The organism is Clostridium sp. MF28 (assembly GCF_002969175.1).
Taxonomy (GTDB): domain Bacteria; phylum Bacillota; class Clostridia; order Clostridiales; family Clostridiaceae; genus Clostridium; species Clostridium beijerinckii.
In genome coordinates this window covers 1854458-1872618 of sequence record NZ_CP014331.1, presented here as the reverse complement: position 1 = coordinate 1872618, position 18161 = coordinate 1854458, and the positions used below count along the sequence as shown (strand labels likewise).

The following is an 18161-nucleotide window of genomic DNA, read 5'->3' as shown; positions in this document are numbered from 1 at the left end:
AAAAATCATTGGCCATAATTTTGTGGCAATGATTTTTTTACTTTAAGTAGATACTAATTATCCAAAAGTCTTATATTTTTTCCTATTATCGCAATGCCCTTTTTTATATTTTCGTCACTTACTCGACCAAATCCAATTCTAAAAGTATCATAGCCTTTTAAGCTTTTTTTTCTATGGCTAATAGGCTTGTTATCATCTGTTTTAGTATGAAATTCTACATTATCATTGGAATTTTCATAAAAAATATCACCAGGCATAAATAATACATTATCTTTATAGCAGAGTTCTAGAAGAGTTCTTGCATTTATGTTGTTCTTTAGCTTTATGAATACATGAAGGCCACCCTCACCAGTTATATATTCATATGGAATATATTTTTCAACCATATCGAGTACAAGATTGTATTTATCTCTATAATATTTTCTTACATTTTTAACATATCTGTTGAAAGCACCACTTTTTAAATAATAGAAAAATGCGCTTTGATCTAAAAAAGAAGAATGAATATTTCTTCCACGTTTTACACTTTCTAAGGTTTCTATAAGCTTATCATCTGCGAATATCCATCCTATTCTAAGACCTGGAAACAGTATTTTAGAAAGACTTCCTATATATATGACTCCATTACCAGTTCCGCATAGTGATGCTATTGGATCAATTGGGGAGCTTGAGTAGAGTAATTCTTCATTAAAGCCATCTTCTATTATAGGAACAGAATATTTTCTAAAAAGTTTATATATTTCCTTTCTTCTTTCAGTTTTAGTTACGATTCCAGTTGGATTATTGTAAGACGGGATCAAATATCCGAACTTTGGATTATATTTATTTAAAGCATTTTCAAGAGATATTAAGTCTAGACCTTCTTTATCCATTTTTACTTGAACTATCTTTAATCCATAGCTTTTCATAATTTTTAAAGCTGTATTATGTGTTGGCTCTTCGCATAAAATAATATCACCATTATTTGTTAGCGAACTAATTACTATATCAAAGGCTTCGGTAAATCCATTAGTTACTAAGATATCTTTGTTATTAGTATCAACTCTTTTATCTCTCATATAATCTAAAAAATAATCTATTAATGGCTTATATCCTTTAGCATAACCGTAATTTAATAGATTGGCTTCTTCGTAAGTCCAAGCATCTAACAGAGATCTTTTAAAATCATCAAGATTAAAGAGATGACTTTCAGGAGAAATGGATTTGAATGATATCATTCCCTTTTTATACGGCAATTCACTTTTTATAATATCAAACTTTTTTAAGGTAGTTCCATAATTGTTAATCCTTTTAGAAAAATCTACATTATATTCATAACTTTCATTTTCACTTTCTATGGAGATAAAAGTACCTATCCCTCTTTTTGTTGTTATTACTCCTATGCTTTCTAATTCTTCATAGGCTGAAATTACAGAATTTCTACTTATATTCAAAAACTTACTTACTTCCCTTGTAGATGGAAGCTTACTATCTTTCTTTAATTCACCGTTTTTAATGCCTTGTTTTATATGTCTTTCAATTTGAATATAAATAGGCTCATCTTTATTTATATTAAGATTAGAAAATATCAATACTGAATCACCTCACTACTTTAGATAAGTAACAACAAATCTAATAAGAAAATACTTAATGTTTAAATTATATTGTTAATACTAATATCTAATGAATTTTATAAATGCAATTAAACTGTATAGAATTAATTTATTTCAATTATTTTAGATTTACCATACTATTTCTTTTGTGTCAATAAAATGGTGCGATGGTTATTAAAAATAAAGATATGAAGATATTAAATAATAATATATATTAACTAGTAATATATTTACTGACTAAAGGAAATAAGTGTATAATTATATTATACAATAACGTGAAATATGATAAATGGCATGAAATACTGTTATAGAAAAAGAGAAAAGGGGGTAATGTGTTTATGAAAGGGACCGTTGTATCAACATGGATGAAGACAAATAGAAAGTTGTTTGGAGACTCAATTGTCAACGAAGCAATGGATTATATAGGTTGGGGAACAACAAAAATATTTTCACCTATTGAAAATGTAGACGATGGAGAAGTTAAGAAAATAATATCATACATAGCTAAATCTCAAAATATAGAGGTAGGAACTCTTTGGAGAAAAATTGGACAAGATAATATAAAAGCTTTTAGCCATGATTATCCAGCATTTTTCAAACATGACAATGTATATTCATTTTTAAAGTCGATGTTTGATGTACATGTAGTGATGACAAAAAAGTTTGCAGGAGCGAAGCCACCTTTGGTATCTATAGAGCCAATATCGAGTAGGGAAGCTATCTTTAGCTATAATTCTTCTAGAGGAATGTTTGACTATTTTTTAGGTATGCTTCAAGGGACTTGCGAACACTTTAACGAAAAAGTGGATATAAAAGAAATATCAAGAACGAGCAGTGAGCTTAAATTAAAACTTACTTTTGAAAGAGACGTATATTACAATAAAAAATACTTTTTTAATAGAGTTTTTTCTTTGGGTATTATAAAAAGTTTTGGGGCAAAGGCAGGAGTATTTTCATTCGTAATATCGGCTATAGTTTTTTTGATAATGTTAGGAATAAATGATATTACAAAGGTTTTAATAGGAAGCTTAGTATCCGGTTTAGCTACATTTGTAGGTGTTTCTTTAATGATGTCACCTATAGGAAAAATAAAAGAGGAAATAGAACGAATAATTAAAAATGAATACAATATTGATGGAAAAATTACCACTAATGATTTCTTTGAAGAAATTTATGATTTACTTAAGGAACATAAAAAAGTAATTCAGGCAGATTTCGTTGGATTTAAAGGTGTTACAGATGAAATGAATACTTTTGTAAATACAATAAACAAGATTTCTGATTCGATGAATCATACTTCAACAGAAATAAGTGGCGTTGTTGAACAGGTTGCGAATGGGGCTGTTACACAAGCTCAGAATACAGATAAAGCTGTACAAGCACTTAATGGAAACATCGAAGCCTTAAGGAATATAGTTGAAAACGAGAATGAAAATAAATCAGAACTTGAAGATGCCATGCTTAAAATTAATAATAGCTATGAAAATGTTGAAAATGCAAGTAAAAATATTTTGAAATCTTTACAGAGTTTTAATGAAGTTAAAGAGAAGGGAACACAGCTTGAAGGAAGGGCTAAAGATATAAATAATATTGTATCTATAGTATCAGGAATAGCAGAACAAACTAATTTATTAGCATTGAATGCATCCATAGAAGCAGCTAGGGCAGGAGAACAAGGGAAGGGGTTTGCTGTTGTTGCAGAATCAATAAGAAAACTTGCTGAACAGTCCAAAGAGGCAGTACTTGATATTAACTCTAATTTAGCTCAATTTGTTAAAGAAATAGGTTTCTTAGTGGATCACATAGATGTTCAATATAATGTATTAGAAAAAGAAACCAATAACTTAGACGTCGTACGAAATATTAGCTATGAAGCTAATCAATCAGTACAGAGTGTAGCAACTTCTATGATTGAGACTATAAGCAAGTTAAATATTGAAGCTGATTCTATATCTGATGTATATGATAGTATAGAGTCGTTAGCAGCCATTGCGGAAGAAAATTCAGCATCATCGGAAGAAGTAAGTGCTAGTGTAATAAATTATACAAATGAGATAAAAAAACTTATAGATAATATATCTGATTTTAAAGGTATTACAAAAACCTTTAAAAATGATCTAGAGAAATATAAAATTTAAATTCATGATATATAAAAATACTTACTAAAAGAAAATCATTTACTTTTAGTAGGTATTTTTATTAAATATTAATTGAACAACTTGGTTGTAAATTAAGAGTAGCTCCAAATTTTTGAGAAGCTGTTATAAAGCATATTAGAGCAATAAGCTCTGAAATTTCTTTTTCAGAAAGTTCATTATTTAAAGGGATGAAATCCTCATCGCTAACTACAGAATTTTTTGAAAATGAATTTGCAAATTTGGTAGCTGCTAAAATCTTTGAATCGTTTATGTTATTGAATGGCTTACCTTTAGCCATACAATATTCACAGGCATTATTAAATGCCAAAGTACGTCTTACCTGTTCTTTTAATTCAGAAGTGAATGTATTGGTAGAGAAAAGAAGATTCTCTAAATCGGACCACTTTAACATAATATCTTTATTGTGTCCTAATAGTTTTTGAAATGGTGTATTTCCTTCTTTTGAAAAATTGATTCTTGCCATAATAAATCTCCTTTTATATAATATTAACAATTAATATTATATAGGAGTTATAGTATTATTTACATTCTAGATGACATATAATACTAATGATAAGGTTATATTTGGAACAAAAAATATACTAGGAGCGTTACATATGAAATTTGATGAAATAGATATATCAATATTATCAGAGTTGCAAAAAAATAGTAGGTTATCAATAAGAGAATTATCTAAGCGTATAAATTTATCACCTCCCTCCGTTACAGAGAGAGTGAACAGACTTCAAGATAGTGGTATTATAGAAGGCTATACAATTAGAATAAATAAGAAAAAGCTGGGATTATCAATTGATTGTATAATGAAGATTACAATGAAGAACGGAGAATATAACAAATTTAAAAATTTTATTAAAAATCATAAACGAAGTGAATGGGGATATAGGATAGCAGGGGATGGATGTTTCTTAGTAAAATTATCTGTAAAGAATTTAGAAGAGATAGAAGAGTTTATAAATGATATATCAGAATATTCACTGACAACAACAATTATTGCATTTTCAGAAGTAGAAATAGATAATAACATAAATAAGTTTATGGAACATATATAAATAAATAGTTATTAATAAATATGCATGAACTTACATATGAAGTTTTAATAATAGCTAGGAGATACAGTATGTATATAGCAAATAATAATATTATTCAAAAAGGGTTTAGTGGATTTTCTTTGAAGATAATCGCATTAGTATTAATGACAATGGATCATATGCATGAATTCTTAGCATCGACTGGAATTCCAATTTGGTTTAATTGGCTTGGGAGATTATCGGCTCCACTTTTTTTCTTTACAATGGCAGAAGGCTTTTTTTATACAGGGAATAGAAAAACTTATGTTAAAAGATTATATTTATTTTCAATAGTAATGTCTTTAGGAAAATTTATTTCATGGAAGATATCAGTTGATGATCCATCATATTTTCCAGTGAGTAATAATATATTCGAGACATTCTTTTTGATAGCATTAAATATATTACTAATTGAATATTTAAGAGATGAAAGCAAAGATTTGTATAGGAAAATTTATATTATTTTTTTAGCGATAATGTTTGAAGTTGTATTACCAATAAGTACTTATTCAATATTTTCAAAAAACATAGCTGGAATATTATATCCTTTTTACCTTGTCCATTGCTTTGTGAAGGAAGTGTTTCATTTGTTGCTCTCGGAATAATATTTTTTTATTTAAGAAATGACAGAAAAAAAATGATGATTGTTTATGCAATTTTTTCAGTATCGTTTTTTCCATTTGCGAGTTTTTCATTTAAGAATATATTTTATGGTTACAATCAGTGGATTATGATTTTCGCTATACCGCTAATGATGCTTTATAATGGAAAAAAGGGACGTGGATTAAAATATTTATTTTATTTTTATTATCCTATCCATGTATTCATATTATTTTTATTGGGAGGAATTACACATATAAACTGAAGTTAAATAATGGCTTATGAAAATGCAAAATGGAGATCGTGTTCAAAAGAATAGGATCTTCATTTTGTTTTTTTATTTCTAGGATATGCTTTTTTTATATTTGCATAGTACATAAGCTAATATTTCTAAAAAGATATTTATTGATGCTATGTGAAAAAGTTATTTAGGGCAATTAAAATACTCGTTAAAAAAAACACAAAGTATTCTTAATTTACTAAACATAAATTAAACTTACTTAATATTTTAAATTTTCAGACAAAATGATATTATCTAGTTACACCAAACAACAGCAAAATATTAAATATCAAATGTAAATGTTTAAATATAGAGGGGATGTTTTAAATGAATTATTTTGAAGAAAGTTTAAAATTACATGAAGAAAAACAAGGAAAGATTTCAATCACATCTAAGGTTAAGGTTGAAACAAGAGATGATTTAAGTCTTGCATACACACCAGGAGTTGCAGAACCATGCAGAAAAATTCATGAGAATCAGGAAAACGTCTACAAATATACATCGAAAGGAAATCTGGTAGCAGTAGTAACAGATGGAAGTGCAGTGTTAGGACTAGGAGATATAGGGCCAATGGCAGGAATGCCTGTAATGGAAGGAAAGTCAATTTTATTTAAAGAATTTGCAGATGTTGATGCTTTCCCTATATTAGTAGATTCTAACGATGTTGATGAGATAGTTAATACAGTTAGATTGATAGCGCCAACATTTGGTGGAATAAACTTAGAAGATATTGGAGCACCAAGGTGCTTTGAAGTTGAAGAAAAATTAAAGAAAGTAGTTGATATACCTGTATTTCATGACGATCAACACGGAACAGCAATAGTTGTTCTTGCTGGTGTTATAAATGCACTTAAAGTAGTAGATAAGAAGCTTGAAGATATAAAAGTAGTAGTAAATGGAGCAGGGGCTGCAGGAACTGCAATAGCTAAGCTTTTATTATCATCAGGAGTAAAAAACTTAGTTGCTTGCGATAAAGTAGGTATTTTATATAGAGGCATGGAAAAAATAGATGATGCTAAAGATGCTTTAGCAGAAATAACAAATCCAGATAATATAAAAGGAAGCCTTGCAGATGCTTTAATTGGTGCTGACGTATTTGTTGGCGTGTCTGCTCCAGGAATATTGAAGCCTGAAATGGTTAAAGCAATGAATAAAGACGCAATAATTTTTGCAATGGCAAATCCAACACCGGAAATTATGCCAGATGAAGCAAAAGCAGCTGGAGCTAGAGTTATAGGAACAGGGCGTTCAGATTTTCCAAATCAAGTGAACAATGTTCTAGCTTTCCCAGGTATTTTTAGAGGTGCCTTAGATGTTAGAGCAAAAGAAATAAATGAGGAAATGAAACTTGCTGCAGCATATGCCATAGCTGGATACATTAAAGATGAAGATTTAAGTGAAAATAATGTAATTCCAAGTGCTTTAGATAAAAATGTTGCTACAAAGGTAGCAGAAGAAATTGCAAATGCTGCAAGAGAAAGTGGGGTTGCGAGAAAATAGCTGGATTCGATTTGTACATGTTATTAGAAAGTAAGAAATTAGAATTACTATATTTGTGACATGTACAAATTCTAAATAAAATACGATTATAACTAATTATATCTAACAAAATTATAAATTAGGATTGTTTAAGTAGAAGTTTATCATGAGATATATGTAAAGGTTTAAAGATAAAAAACAAGATTTTAGGAGGTATATATATGCAAATCCCAATTAAGAAAACACTTGATAAAATACCGGGTGGTATGATGCTTGTTCCACTTTTTTTAGGAGTACTAGTTAACACTTTTTGTCCGCAATTTCTTAAAATTGGTGGATATACAACAGCACTATTTAGTTCGACGGCATCATCAACAATTCTGGCTTGCTTTATGTTTTTAATTGGCTCACAAATTAATTTCAAATTAGCACCTAAAGCACTAAAAAAAGGTGCACTATTAATATCTGGAAAATTCATAGTGGGTGCTGGTATCGGTATAATTGTAGGAAAAGTTTTTGGACCAGCTGGTGTATTAGGTTTATCACCACTAGCGATTCTTTCAGCACTAACAAATTGCAACGGTGGGTTATATGCATCTCTAGCTTCACAATATGGTGATGAAACAGATGTAGGTGCTTATGCTCTATTATCTTTAAAAGATGGTCCATTTTTCACTTTGGTTGCATTAGGTGCATCAGGGCTTGCTCAAATTCCATTTATGTCACTTGTTGCAGTTTTAATTCCAATAGGAATAGGAATGATTTTAGGAAACGCCGACCCTGATATGAGAAAGTTTCTTGGAAGCAGTAAGTTGTTATTAATTCCATTCTTCTCATTCCCATTAGGTGCAGGAATGAATCTTGATACAATTGTAAAAGCTGGAGGTCCTGGTATATTATTAGGAGTGATAGCTGCCTTTACTGGAATAGGGGCATATATACTTTTAAAATTATTTAGAGAAGAACCTATAATTGGACTTGCAACAGGATCAACAGCAGGAAATGCCGTAGCCACACCAGCAGCTGTTGCAGCGGCAGATCCAACATTGGCTGCAATAGCAACAATAGCAACAGCACAAGTTGCAGCGGCATGCGTAGTATCTGCTATTGTTTGTCCATTCATTGTTTCTTATGTGTTTAAAATGCTTAGAGCAAATAAAGAAAAGAAATTGAGCAGAGAAGCAGTAGTGCAATAAATAATTATTAGTATTGGGTTAAGAGCTATAGTATGAATTAATAAAATTAATTTTAATATTGAAAAATACTTGCTAAAGCTGATACCTACAGAGTATAATTTAAAAACAGGTTTTGTATCTGTGTTGATAATAATAACAATAGATGCAAATACTATAATTAAATATAACGTAGGGGAGGAAAATGTGTGAGTCATAAATTATTAATTATAAACCCAGGTTCCACATCAACTAAAATAGCAGTATATGAAGGTGAAAAGGAAATTTTTGAGGAAACACTTAGACATTCATCAGAAGAGATAGGAAAGTTTAAGTACGTAGTCGATCAACAAAGCTTTAGAACAGATGTTATATTAAAAATACTAGAAGACAATAAAATAAATATAACTGAAATGGATGCAATAGTTGGAAGAGGTGGACTTTTAAAGCCTATAGTTAGTGGTACCTACAGTGTAAACGATAATATGTTAAAAGATTTAAAAGAAAATGTTCAAGGAGAGCATGCATCTAATCTTGGTGCTATAATTGCCAATGAAATTGCGAGGTCTATTAATAAACCTGCTTTTATAGTAGATCCAGTAGTTGTAGATGAAATGGAAGATATAGCAAGATTTTCAGGAGTGCCAGAACTTCCAAGAAAAAGTATATTTCATGCATTAAATCAAAAGGCAGTGGCTAAGAGGTATGCGCAAGAAAATATGAAGAACTATGAAGATATAAATGTTATAGTTGCTCATATGGGAGGCGGTGTTTCGGTAGGCGCACATAAAAATGGGAGAATAATTGATGTAAATAATGCTCTTGATGGAGAAGGCGCATTTTCACCAGAAAGAAGTGGTGGTATACCATCTGGTGATTTAGCTAGAATGTGTTTTAGCGGAAAATATACTTTAGAAGAAATATTGAAGAAGATAACTGGAAAAGGCGGATTTGTAGCATATCTTGATACAAACGATGGGAGAATAGTTAGACAACTTGCATCAGAAGGAGACATGAAGGCAAAGTTAGTTTATGAAGCTATGGGATATCAAGTAGCAAAAGATATAGGTGCAGCAGCTGCGGTTTTATGTGGAAAAGTAGATGCGATAATTTTAACTGGAGGCATTGCCTACGAAAAAATGATGGTAGACATCATAAAAGAAAAAGTGGAATTTATTGCTCCAATAACTGTTTATCCAGGTGAAGATGAAATGCTTGCTTTAGCTCAAGGTGCACTAAGAGTTTTAAACGGGCAAGAAGAAGTTAAAGAATATAAATAGACTTCTGTATATACTAAAGATTAGAAAGTAGTTGAAAAGATAGCATTAGTATTACTATAATTATTGAGTATTAGTTTATTGGCTTTAATAAATCATGAATTAAGAGCGGATTCCTAGGGATACGCTCTTAACTTTTTGTGGGAAATTGCTTTGATAAATAGCAAGTAAACGTATTACTAAGGAAGTTGTACTATTTTGTAATAAGGAATTATTTATATATAATGTAAGTGAACTAAAATTTAGAATTAGATAGAGGAGATAAAATGAAGCTAAAAGGTAAAATAATATCTCTTGTAATAGCTATCCTTGTAATTTCAATTGGAAGTATAACAATACTTTCTTTTATTGAAATGAAAAAGTTATTAAGAGATCAAATAGATAAAAATATGTTGAATATAGCGGATTCATTTGCATCAACCTATGAAGTTAAAGAATATTTGAAAGGAAATAAGGCAATTCCGATTGATCTGTTAAATAGTGAGATAGAGAAGGCCCGTATAAAGACAAATGTAGAGTTTATCGTAATTATGGATATGAATGGCATAAGATATTCTCACCCAGATAAAAGTAAAATAGGGGAAAGATTTGCTGGTGGAGATGAAGATAGGGTATTAAGCACAGGAGAGCAATATATATCAACAGGAAGTGGTACACTTGGTATTTCTGTAAGAGCATTTGCACCTATTTATGATGATAGTAATAAGCAGATAGGTGCAGTTGCTGTTGGTATGTTGTATAATAAATTTGATAACGAAGTCTATACGAAAATGTATAAATTTATTCCTATAATATTAATGGGATTAATATTGGGTATATCGGGAGCTATAGCTCTATCTTATAATATAAAGAAGTCAATATTTGGACTTGAACCAGAAGAAATAGCCTTGGCTTTAAAGCAAAAAGAAACTGTAATTGAAAATATAAAGGAAGGTATAATAGCTTTAGATAATAATGGATGCATAACGCTATTTAACGGGCAAGCTGGTAAAGTTTTACATTTGAAAGAAAATGATATAGGGAAGCCGATTACTGATTTTACCTACGAAAGTATGGCTCTAAAAGTTTTAAACAGTGGGAAATCTATGACTAATATTGAGATAAAAGTTCGTCCTGGAGTAAACGTTATGTGTAAATACAGTATTATAAGAGGATTTAAAAAACAAATTCTTGGATTAGTTGTAACATTTGAAGATTTAAGTGAAGTTAGAAAAATGGCTGAGGAGTTAACTGGTATAAAGAAAATGGCATGGTCACTTAGAGCACAAAATCATGAATTTATGAATAAACTTCATACAATCTCAGGACTTATACAACTCGAAGAATATGATGAAGTAATTAAGTTTGTTAATGTAATAGTGGAAAGTAAAAAGAATATAACTACTATAATATCTGATAAAATAAAAAATGTATCTTTGGCAGCGTTAATACTATCTAAATATAGTAAGTGTGAAGAAGCTAGAATCAATTTGATAATAGATGATGACTCAAGAGTAATTAAATTACCACAATATATGACATCAGAAGAGTTAGGATCTGTTGTAGGAAATCTAATAGAAAATTCTATTGATGCAGTTAAAAATGATGGGACTGGTGAAATATATATGAAAATCTTTGAGGAAGATGATCAAATGAAAATTATGGTAAAGGATAATGGCTGTGGGATACCAGAGAATATCAGAAATTCTATTTACAACATTGGAATCACAAGTAAAGAAGGAGAACGAGGATTTGGAATGTATATAGTGAAAAAGATCATTGATGAAGCTAAAGGAACTATTAAATTTAAAGTTGATAATGGTACTGAATGGGATATATCTATACCTATGAGGAGGAGTTGAATATATGATTAAAACTATGATTGTTGAAGATGATCCGATGGTAAGACAAATTAATTCTAAGTTTTTGAAAAAAATAGAGGGATTTTCACTGGAAAAAGCAGTTGCAAACCTTTCTGAATCAAAAGAATTTTTGATGCAGAAGCAGGTAGATTTAATTTTATTAGATATTTTTCTTCCTAATGAAAATGGCATAGATTTGCTAAAGTGGTTAAGGCAAAATGAAATACTATCTGATGTTATATTAATTACTGCTGATAAGAGTGTAGAGAGAGTAAAGGATGCTTTTAGATATGGAGTTGTAGACTATTTGATAAAACCCTTTACATTTGAAAGGTTTAACGAATCTCTCAATATTTTTAGAGAAAGATTAAATAGCTTTGAAAATAGCCAGACTATGGAACAAAGCGATCTAGATAAGTTTATTTTGAGTAATAAAAATAAGAAAACAAACAATAGTGAAACAAAACCAAATCTAGAAAAGGGCTTGAACAAGTATACTTATAATTCAATTGCTAATGAGCTTAATAATACTAAAGAAGAGTATTTTACTACTGAGGACTTATCAGAAAAGTTAGGCATTGCAAAAGTTACTGTAAGGAAATACCTTGACTATATGAGCAAACAAGGCGAACTGGAGAAAATCATAGAGTATGGAAAGATTGGAAGGCCATTGTATAAATATAAAATAAAAGGTCTATAATGTTACGGTTTATGAATTCACGGATACTCTAAAAATTAGTAATAGAGTATCCTTTTTATATTGAACTAAAAAAAGTTTTCTACTAGCTGCATTTATTTCAGAAATTGTTTCGTTTTTCCCATCATGTATGCAACTTTAATCATTGACTTTTCATCTTTAGTCAGTTCTCTATTATACATTTTTTCAAATTGCTTTAATAAAGCTTCAGTATCAATTACTTCTTTGGGTTCTGTAGTTCTTTTTGCTGGTGAAGGAACGTAAGTTTCAGGCTTCATGTATTTGTTATAAATACGCTTAAAAATTTCAGAAGTATAGTAAGCATCATTAAGTGCATCATGAAATTCACCATAAATTGGTATATTTAAAATCTCAACAGCATTTCTTAAACCAATTCTAGAATTTTTGGGTGCTTTAAGATATTTTGAAGCATACTTCTGAATGTCAATATATTTTGAAATATATGAAGTAGATAGATTATAAAATCCCAAGTTTCTGTAGAGTTCCTTAATGTCACCAACTCCCCATACACAGAGTAGTACGTCATCATCTCCAATAAATTCTAAAAAAGCTTCATGGACATTAATAAAGTTTTTGCAAGAAGAAACTTTATCACAAGTTATTTTAGTTAAATTCTCAACATATGGATGAATGGTTTTATATAGAGTTGGTTTGACTAAGGAATTGAATGTAGACACTTTTTGGAAATTGTTATCTAGTTTTATAGCACCAATTTGAATTATTTCAAAAGGAATAAGTGGTATGTTAGTATCAGCATTAAATTTTGAAAAATTAATATTATTGCAATCTTCAGAGGCATTACTTTTTTGGTTAAATTCTAAATCATATATTACATAATACATACTTTCACCTGCTTTTTGGTTAAGAATAAGAATACTATTTATATTATAGCCAATGAAGATGTGAATAATATAGGCATAATAAAAAAGATTCAAAAATTTTTGAACCTTTTCAATATATTTATAATAATAATTTATATTTATCAAAGAACTTTATCTATTATTCCATAAGATAAAGCCTCTTGAGCAGACATAAAATAATCTCGTTCCATATCTCTTTCAATTTCCTCTATTGGCTTTTTGGTTTTTTCACTATATATTTTATTTATTTTATTTTTTGTCTTTAGCAGCCATTCAGTATGAATCCTAATATCTGTAGCTTGACCTTGAAAACCTCCATGTACAGATGGCTGATGGATTAGAATCTCACTATTTGGAAGAGCATATCTTTTTCCAGGTGCGCCTGCTGCAAGTAAAAACGATCCCATACTTGCAGCTAATCCTAAACATATTGTTGATACGTCAGGCTTTATATATTGCATTGTATCATATATTGCCATTCCGGCTGTAATAGAACCACCGGGGCTATTTATATAAAAGTGAATATCAGCATCTGGATTTTCTGATTCAAGAAATAGTAATTGTGAAGTAATTATACTTGCGGTAGAATCGCTTACTTGATCGCTTAGCATAATTATTCTTTCTTTTAGCAATCTAGAATAGATATCATAAGAACGTTCTCCTCGACTTGTTTGTTCAATAACCATTGGTACATAGCTCATAAAGATTCACTCCTTAAAAAATGTTTTTGATGAATTCTAAGCAGCCATAGAAAGGTAAGTTGTAGAATTCTTTCTTGAATGTATTGTTGTTAAATTTATTTTGTTTTTCCTAAATTCCTTAGGGGGGATTCCATAAAGCCTTTTGAAAGCCTTAGTAAATGATTCCTGATTACTAAATTGATATTTTAGCGCTATATCTATAATCTTATTTTCTGTAGTTAATAGTTCATTTGCAGCTTCCTCTAATCTTTTTTTACGAATATATTCAGCAACAGGTTCTCCAACCACTGAATGAAAAACCCTATGAAAGTGGTATTTGGATAAAAAGGCCTTATCTGCAAGTTCCTTTAGTTGTATTTTCTTATTTAGATTATTTTCTATATATTCAATGGACTTTTTTATACAAGCTTCATAATTCATGTAAGGCGCTCACCTCATTTAATCTTTTCCTATATTATATAGCAACATTTTATTTAAATCCTGTCTTTTTTTGCTCATTAAATATTTAAGAAACGATCAGAGTCAAGAGTTTATGTTCATTTTTAAATGATAGTTTTCAGTTGCTATGAAAAATTTAAATAATTAATAAACTAGATATAGTAATAATAAAAGAAGATAAAAAGTAATTATAACTATAGAAATGAATAATATGGAGAAATTTATGGGAAAGTCAAAGAAAGCCAATAGAATTGAAGAGGATAATATAATACAAATAAACAAGAAAAAATGTATTGGATGTACTGCATGCGCTTTTACGTGTGCTCAAGAAACTAAGATGGCGATATTAAAGGAAGTAGATTCAGGAAGGAAAACTGTGGATACTAAAAGTGGAGGATTTGGGGCTTCTGGATGTCTATATTGTGGACAATGTACACTTGCCTGTCCAACAGAAGCGATTGATGTAAGAAATGACGTAGATTTAGTTAAAGAAGCCTTAAGTAGTGGGAAATATTTAGTTTTAACGGCCTCTCCAGCAGTCAAAGCAACACTAGGAGAAGAATTTAATCTTCCAATAGGTACTTATGTTGGAGGAAAAATAGCTCCATCCGCAAAGAAATTAGGTTTTCAAAAAGTATTTAATACTGAATTTGGGAATGATATGACAGTTGTAGAGGAAAGTAGTGAATTCATTAAAAGAATTGCTAATAAAGAAAAACTTCCTATGTTTACGTCTTTCTGTCCTTCTTTCATACGTTACGCTGAAATATATCATCCAGAAATACTGGATAATATATCTACAGCGAAATCTCCTCAGCAGATGATGGGAGCAGGAATAAAAACATATTTTGCAGATGTTTATAATATTTTGCCTACCAATATAGTTGTTGTATCTGTACAACCATGTAGTGCTAAAAAATATGAGGCTGATAAAGAGGATATGGGGAGAGATGGTTACAAAGATATTGATATTGTTCTAACTGTAAAAGAATATGCAAATCTCTTAAAAGAGAAAGGCATAGATATAACTGCTATACCAGACGAAAAACCGGATGATTTTATGGGGGAATATACTGGGGCAGCAGCTCTTTTTGGTATGAGTCAAGGAGCAATGCAAGCAATTTTTAGAACCGTGATGAGTTATTTAAAGAACGATATATCTGAGGCTGAAAATATGATATTAAAACCAGTAGAAGGATATAAGGGAATAGAAGAAGTATCGGTTATTTTAGGTAATAAGAATTGTAAAGTAGCAGTGGTAAATGGTCTAAAAGAAATTGAAAAATTTTTAGTCAGTAACAAATGGAAGGAATATTATTTCATTGAAGTAGTGGCATGTAACGGAGGGTGCATAAATGGAGGAGGGACTCCTAGAATAAGTGCAAAGTCTCAAATTAATGAAAATCTATGCATATCGTGTGGTACTTGTATACAAAATTGCCCTGTTAATGCGATACAATATAATGTTAGAGGAAGGGCAGAGGTTAAAGAAGAAGAGTGTGTTGGCTGTAAATTATGTAATAACGTCTGCAGAGCTAAAGCTGTACAGGTAAAATGTTATAATAAATCCTCAAATGAGTTGTTAGGAAAAGATTATAAAATATTGAGAGCAGATATTCTAAGGAATATTGATAAAAAATCAATAAAAAGAGTGTCGGACGAAAATGAAAATCTTGAAAATATGTATAAGAGCTATATAGGAGATCCTAATAGCACAAGGGCAGAATCTTTGTTTCATACCAGCTATATTGATAAATCCAATGAATTTAGAAATAATAATACAAAAAAGAGACAAAGGCATTAACTGGATAAAGGAGAATGAATGACGAAAAACAAATAAGAAATATATTAAAATATATGGCGTTTATTGTTGAAATATGTTAATATATAGTCATACAAAAGATATAAACCCTCTCCCATTTATACCCACGGATAAGATAGACTATTCTTAAAAGGCTAGTCTATCTTATTTTTTTTGATATTTTACTTTATAGCTAAATTTTTATTATAGAATTCTTAATGAATTTATAAGTATGCTTTTTTATTAAAATTTAATTTAATAATATATATTTATGTTGTTATAGCGTTTATCCAATCAATGATTATTATATTAGGGTTTACTAACGATGATATAAATAACATAAAGATAATATTATGGTAAAATAAATATGCAAAGTTAGTGAAAAAAATATATTATAGTTTATGTTATAATTTATTAATTCATATCAGTAGTGATTTTGTTATTATATGCTTTTAGTGGAGGGAAATAACAATGAATAGTGAAAAAATCCAATATTATATTAATAAGATATCTGAATTTTTGGCAGTTAGAGATATTAACACGTTAAATCCTAAGGAACTAGAAAGAAAATTTGGATTAAAAAAAGTTGATGTATTAGTCTTATTAGGGAATTCTATACCTTATACAGTACAGTGTGCTGTGAATGCATGGAAGAATAATATATGTGATAAGATTTTAATTAGTGGGGGGATTGGACATTCTACCCAAATACTAAGAGATGAAATAAGGAGAAGTTCAGAGTTTAATTCGATTGAAGTAGATGGTAGGCCGGAAGCTGATATATTTTTTGATATAATGACTAAAATTTATGGTGTTAACTCAGATAAAATTATTATAGAAAATAAATCTACGAATTGTGGAGATAATGCTAAAAAGACAATAGAATTATTATGGAAATTAAATATAGAATATGAATCTTTAATTTTGATTCAAGATCCTACTATGCAGCTTAGAACTTTTGCTTCATTTTCTAAGTATACATATAATAATATTAAGTTAATAAACTATGCTCCGTTTATTCCTAAGATTGATATAAATCTAAAATTAAGTAATATTGGAATTAATGGAATCTGGGAAGATAAAAGGTATTTGGAACTTTTGATGGGAGAGATATCAAGATTAAGAGATAATGAAAATGGATATGGACCTAATGGAAAGAAATTTATAGTCCATGTTGATATACCAAGAGAAATAGAAGAAGCATACAATAGTCTAAAGACACTGATTAATAATGAAGATTTTTACCGTAGATGTTGATTTTAGCAATTAAAATAAAATACATAATATATGGAAAGAGAGTTGTAAGTTTATGAATGATATTTTAAATGAGACCATGCTGCTTTGCCCTGTTTGTAAGGAAAAGTTAGTCAAGGATATTTCAAATAAGATGTACAGATGTAGTAACAAACATACATATGATATAGCAAAAGAAGGGTATGTAAATTTGTTAATAAGCAATCAGAAAAGAAGTAAGAATCCTGGTGATTCAAAAGAAATGGTTTTATCAAGAATAGATTTTTTATCTAGAGGATATTATAAAGCACTGTCTGATAAAATAAATGAAATAATAGTTGATGGGATGTCAGATAAAATCAGCAACAAATTGAATATTGTAGATCTAGGATGTGGCGAAGGGTATTACTTAACAAACCTAAAAGATTATATGAATAAGAAAAATATTGAGGCTAATTATTATGGCTTAGATGTTTCTAAAGAAGCTGTAAAATACGCAAGTAAACTAAACAAAGATTGTATTTGGGCGGTTGGAAACAATTTTAACATACCACTTGGGGATAAAACAGTGGATTGTATTATTTCAGTATTTAGTCCTATAGATATTGATGAGTGTAATAGAGTTTTAAAGGATGATGGAATATTTGTTAGAGTGTTACCTAGAACTAATCATTTAATACAACTTAGGAATATTATTTACTCTGAGGTTCATTTAAATGATAAAGTTTATAAAGCAAATGCAGAAGAAAATGATTATATAGAGGAAGCTAATGTAACATTCGATATAACATTAAATAAAGAAGAATTATTGAGCTTATTAAAGATGACACCTCATTATTGGAAGTCTACACCAGAGAATAAAGAGAAGTTAGAAGATTATGAATCCTTAGTTATAACTATAGATATGAGAATAGGTATATTTAAAAAGAAAATTTAATTGAGT

Annotated in this window: 17 protein-coding genes; 12 read left to right on the top strand and 5 right to left on the bottom strand. The window is 29.5% G+C overall.

The features are described 5' to 3' along the window. Window positions 1-53: 53 nt before the first annotated feature. The gene (locus AXY43_RS08415) at window positions 54-1571 is read right to left on the bottom strand and encodes a PLP-dependent aminotransferase family protein (RefSeq protein WP_023973037.1); all 1518 of its coding nucleotides are present in this window, start codon (window positions 1569-1571) and stop codon (window positions 54-56) included. A 359-nt stretch (window positions 1572-1930) separates the two neighbouring features. On the opposite strand from AXY43_RS08415, the gene AXY43_RS08410 reads away from it, so the two are divergent. Then, a complete protein-coding gene (locus AXY43_RS08410; RefSeq protein ID WP_077829387.1) occupies window positions 1931-3730 on the top strand; it encodes a heme NO-binding domain-containing protein in 1800 nt (599 codons plus the stop codon). A 61-nt stretch (window positions 3731-3791) separates the two neighbouring features. Here the strand turns inward: AXY43_RS08410 and AXY43_RS08405 are convergent, their stop codons facing one another. Further along, window positions 3792-4214, bottom strand: a complete 423-nt coding sequence (locus tag AXY43_RS08405; RefSeq protein ID WP_105411405.1) for a carboxymuconolactone decarboxylase family protein — start codon at window positions 4212-4214, stop codon at window positions 3792-3794. 133 nt (window positions 4215-4347) lie between these two features. Here AXY43_RS08405 and AXY43_RS08400 point away from each other — a divergent pair, with 133 nt between their 5' ends. The 8 genes from AXY43_RS08400 to AXY43_RS08370 all read left to right on the top strand — a co-directional run bounded on the left by AXY43_RS08400 (window position 4348) and on the right by AXY43_RS08370 (window position 12167). Next, entirely contained in the window at window positions 4348-4800 is a 453-nt protein-coding gene (locus AXY43_RS08400; protein WP_023973034.1) for an Lrp/AsnC family transcriptional regulator, read from the top strand. 68 nt (window positions 4801-4868) lie between these two features. After that, a complete protein-coding gene (locus AXY43_RS08395) occupies window positions 4869-5423 on the top strand; it encodes a TraX family protein (RefSeq protein WP_243099192.1) in 555 nt (184 codons plus the stop codon). Between the two features lie 32 nt (window positions 5424-5455). After that, window positions 5456-5683 (top strand): TraX family protein, encoded by a 228-nt coding sequence (locus tag AXY43_RS27790; protein WP_435867742.1) that lies wholly within the window; start codon window positions 5456-5458, stop codon window positions 5681-5683. A 342-nt stretch (window positions 5684-6025) separates the two neighbouring features. Then, window positions 6026-7198, top strand: coding sequence for an NAD(P)-dependent malic enzyme (locus AXY43_RS08390; RefSeq protein WP_023973032.1), 1173 nt, complete (start codon window positions 6026-6028; stop codon window positions 7196-7198). Window positions 7199-7398: 200 nt separating this feature from the next. Continuing rightward, window positions 7399-8373: a 2-keto-3-deoxygluconate permease gene (locus tag AXY43_RS08385; RefSeq protein ID WP_012060164.1), complete on the top strand. Its 975-nt coding sequence runs from the start codon at window positions 7399-7401 to the stop codon at window positions 8371-8373. Window positions 8374-8558: 185 nt separating this feature from the next. After that, complete coding sequence (gene buk, locus AXY43_RS08380) at window positions 8559-9629, top strand: butyrate kinase (protein WP_065418680.1); 1071 nt, start codon at window positions 8559-8561, stop codon at window positions 9627-9629. Window positions 9630-9892: 263 nt separating this feature from the next. Next, on the top strand, window positions 9893-11467 hold the full coding sequence (locus AXY43_RS08375; protein WP_105411404.1) for an ATP-binding protein: 1575 nt from the start codon (window positions 9893-9895) through the stop codon (window positions 11465-11467). Between the two features lie 4 nt (window positions 11468-11471). Further along, entirely contained in the window at window positions 11472-12167 is a 696-nt protein-coding gene (locus AXY43_RS08370) for a response regulator (protein ID WP_105411403.1), read from the top strand. Window positions 12168-12259: 92 nt separating this feature from the next. Here AXY43_RS08370 and AXY43_RS08365 read toward each other — a convergent pair whose 3' ends face one another. The 3 genes from AXY43_RS08365 to AXY43_RS08355 form a co-directional block, all read right to left on the bottom strand. Beyond that, a complete protein-coding gene (locus tag AXY43_RS08365; protein ID WP_039772056.1) occupies window positions 12260-13027 on the bottom strand; it encodes a 3'-5' exonuclease in 768 nt (255 codons plus the stop codon). Window positions 13028-13167: 140 nt separating this feature from the next. Then, window positions 13168-13746: an ATP-dependent Clp endopeptidase proteolytic subunit ClpP gene (gene clpP / locus AXY43_RS08360; protein ID WP_023973027.1), complete on the bottom strand. Its 579-nt coding sequence runs from the start codon at window positions 13744-13746 to the stop codon at window positions 13168-13170. A 36-nt stretch (window positions 13747-13782) separates the two neighbouring features. After that, window positions 13783-14166, bottom strand: a complete 384-nt coding sequence (locus AXY43_RS08355) for a helix-turn-helix transcriptional regulator (protein WP_023973026.1) — start codon at window positions 14164-14166, stop codon at window positions 13783-13785. 241 nt (window positions 14167-14407) lie between these two features. On the opposite strand from AXY43_RS08355, the gene AXY43_RS08350 reads away from it, so the two are divergent. From AXY43_RS08350 to AXY43_RS08340, 3 genes are all read left to right on the top strand, one after another. Continuing rightward, a complete protein-coding gene (locus tag AXY43_RS08350) occupies window positions 14408-15988 on the top strand; it encodes a [Fe-Fe] hydrogenase large subunit C-terminal domain-containing protein (protein ID WP_242986201.1) in 1581 nt (526 codons plus the stop codon). Between the two features lie 468 nt (window positions 15989-16456). Next, a complete protein-coding gene (locus AXY43_RS08345) occupies window positions 16457-17242 on the top strand; it encodes a YdcF family protein (protein WP_023973024.1) in 786 nt (261 codons plus the stop codon). 52 nt (window positions 17243-17294) lie between these two features. Continuing rightward, entirely contained in the window at window positions 17295-18155 is an 861-nt protein-coding gene (locus AXY43_RS08340; protein ID WP_023973023.1) for a putative RNA methyltransferase, read from the top strand. The last annotated feature ends 6 nt before the right edge of the window (window positions 18156-18161 follow it).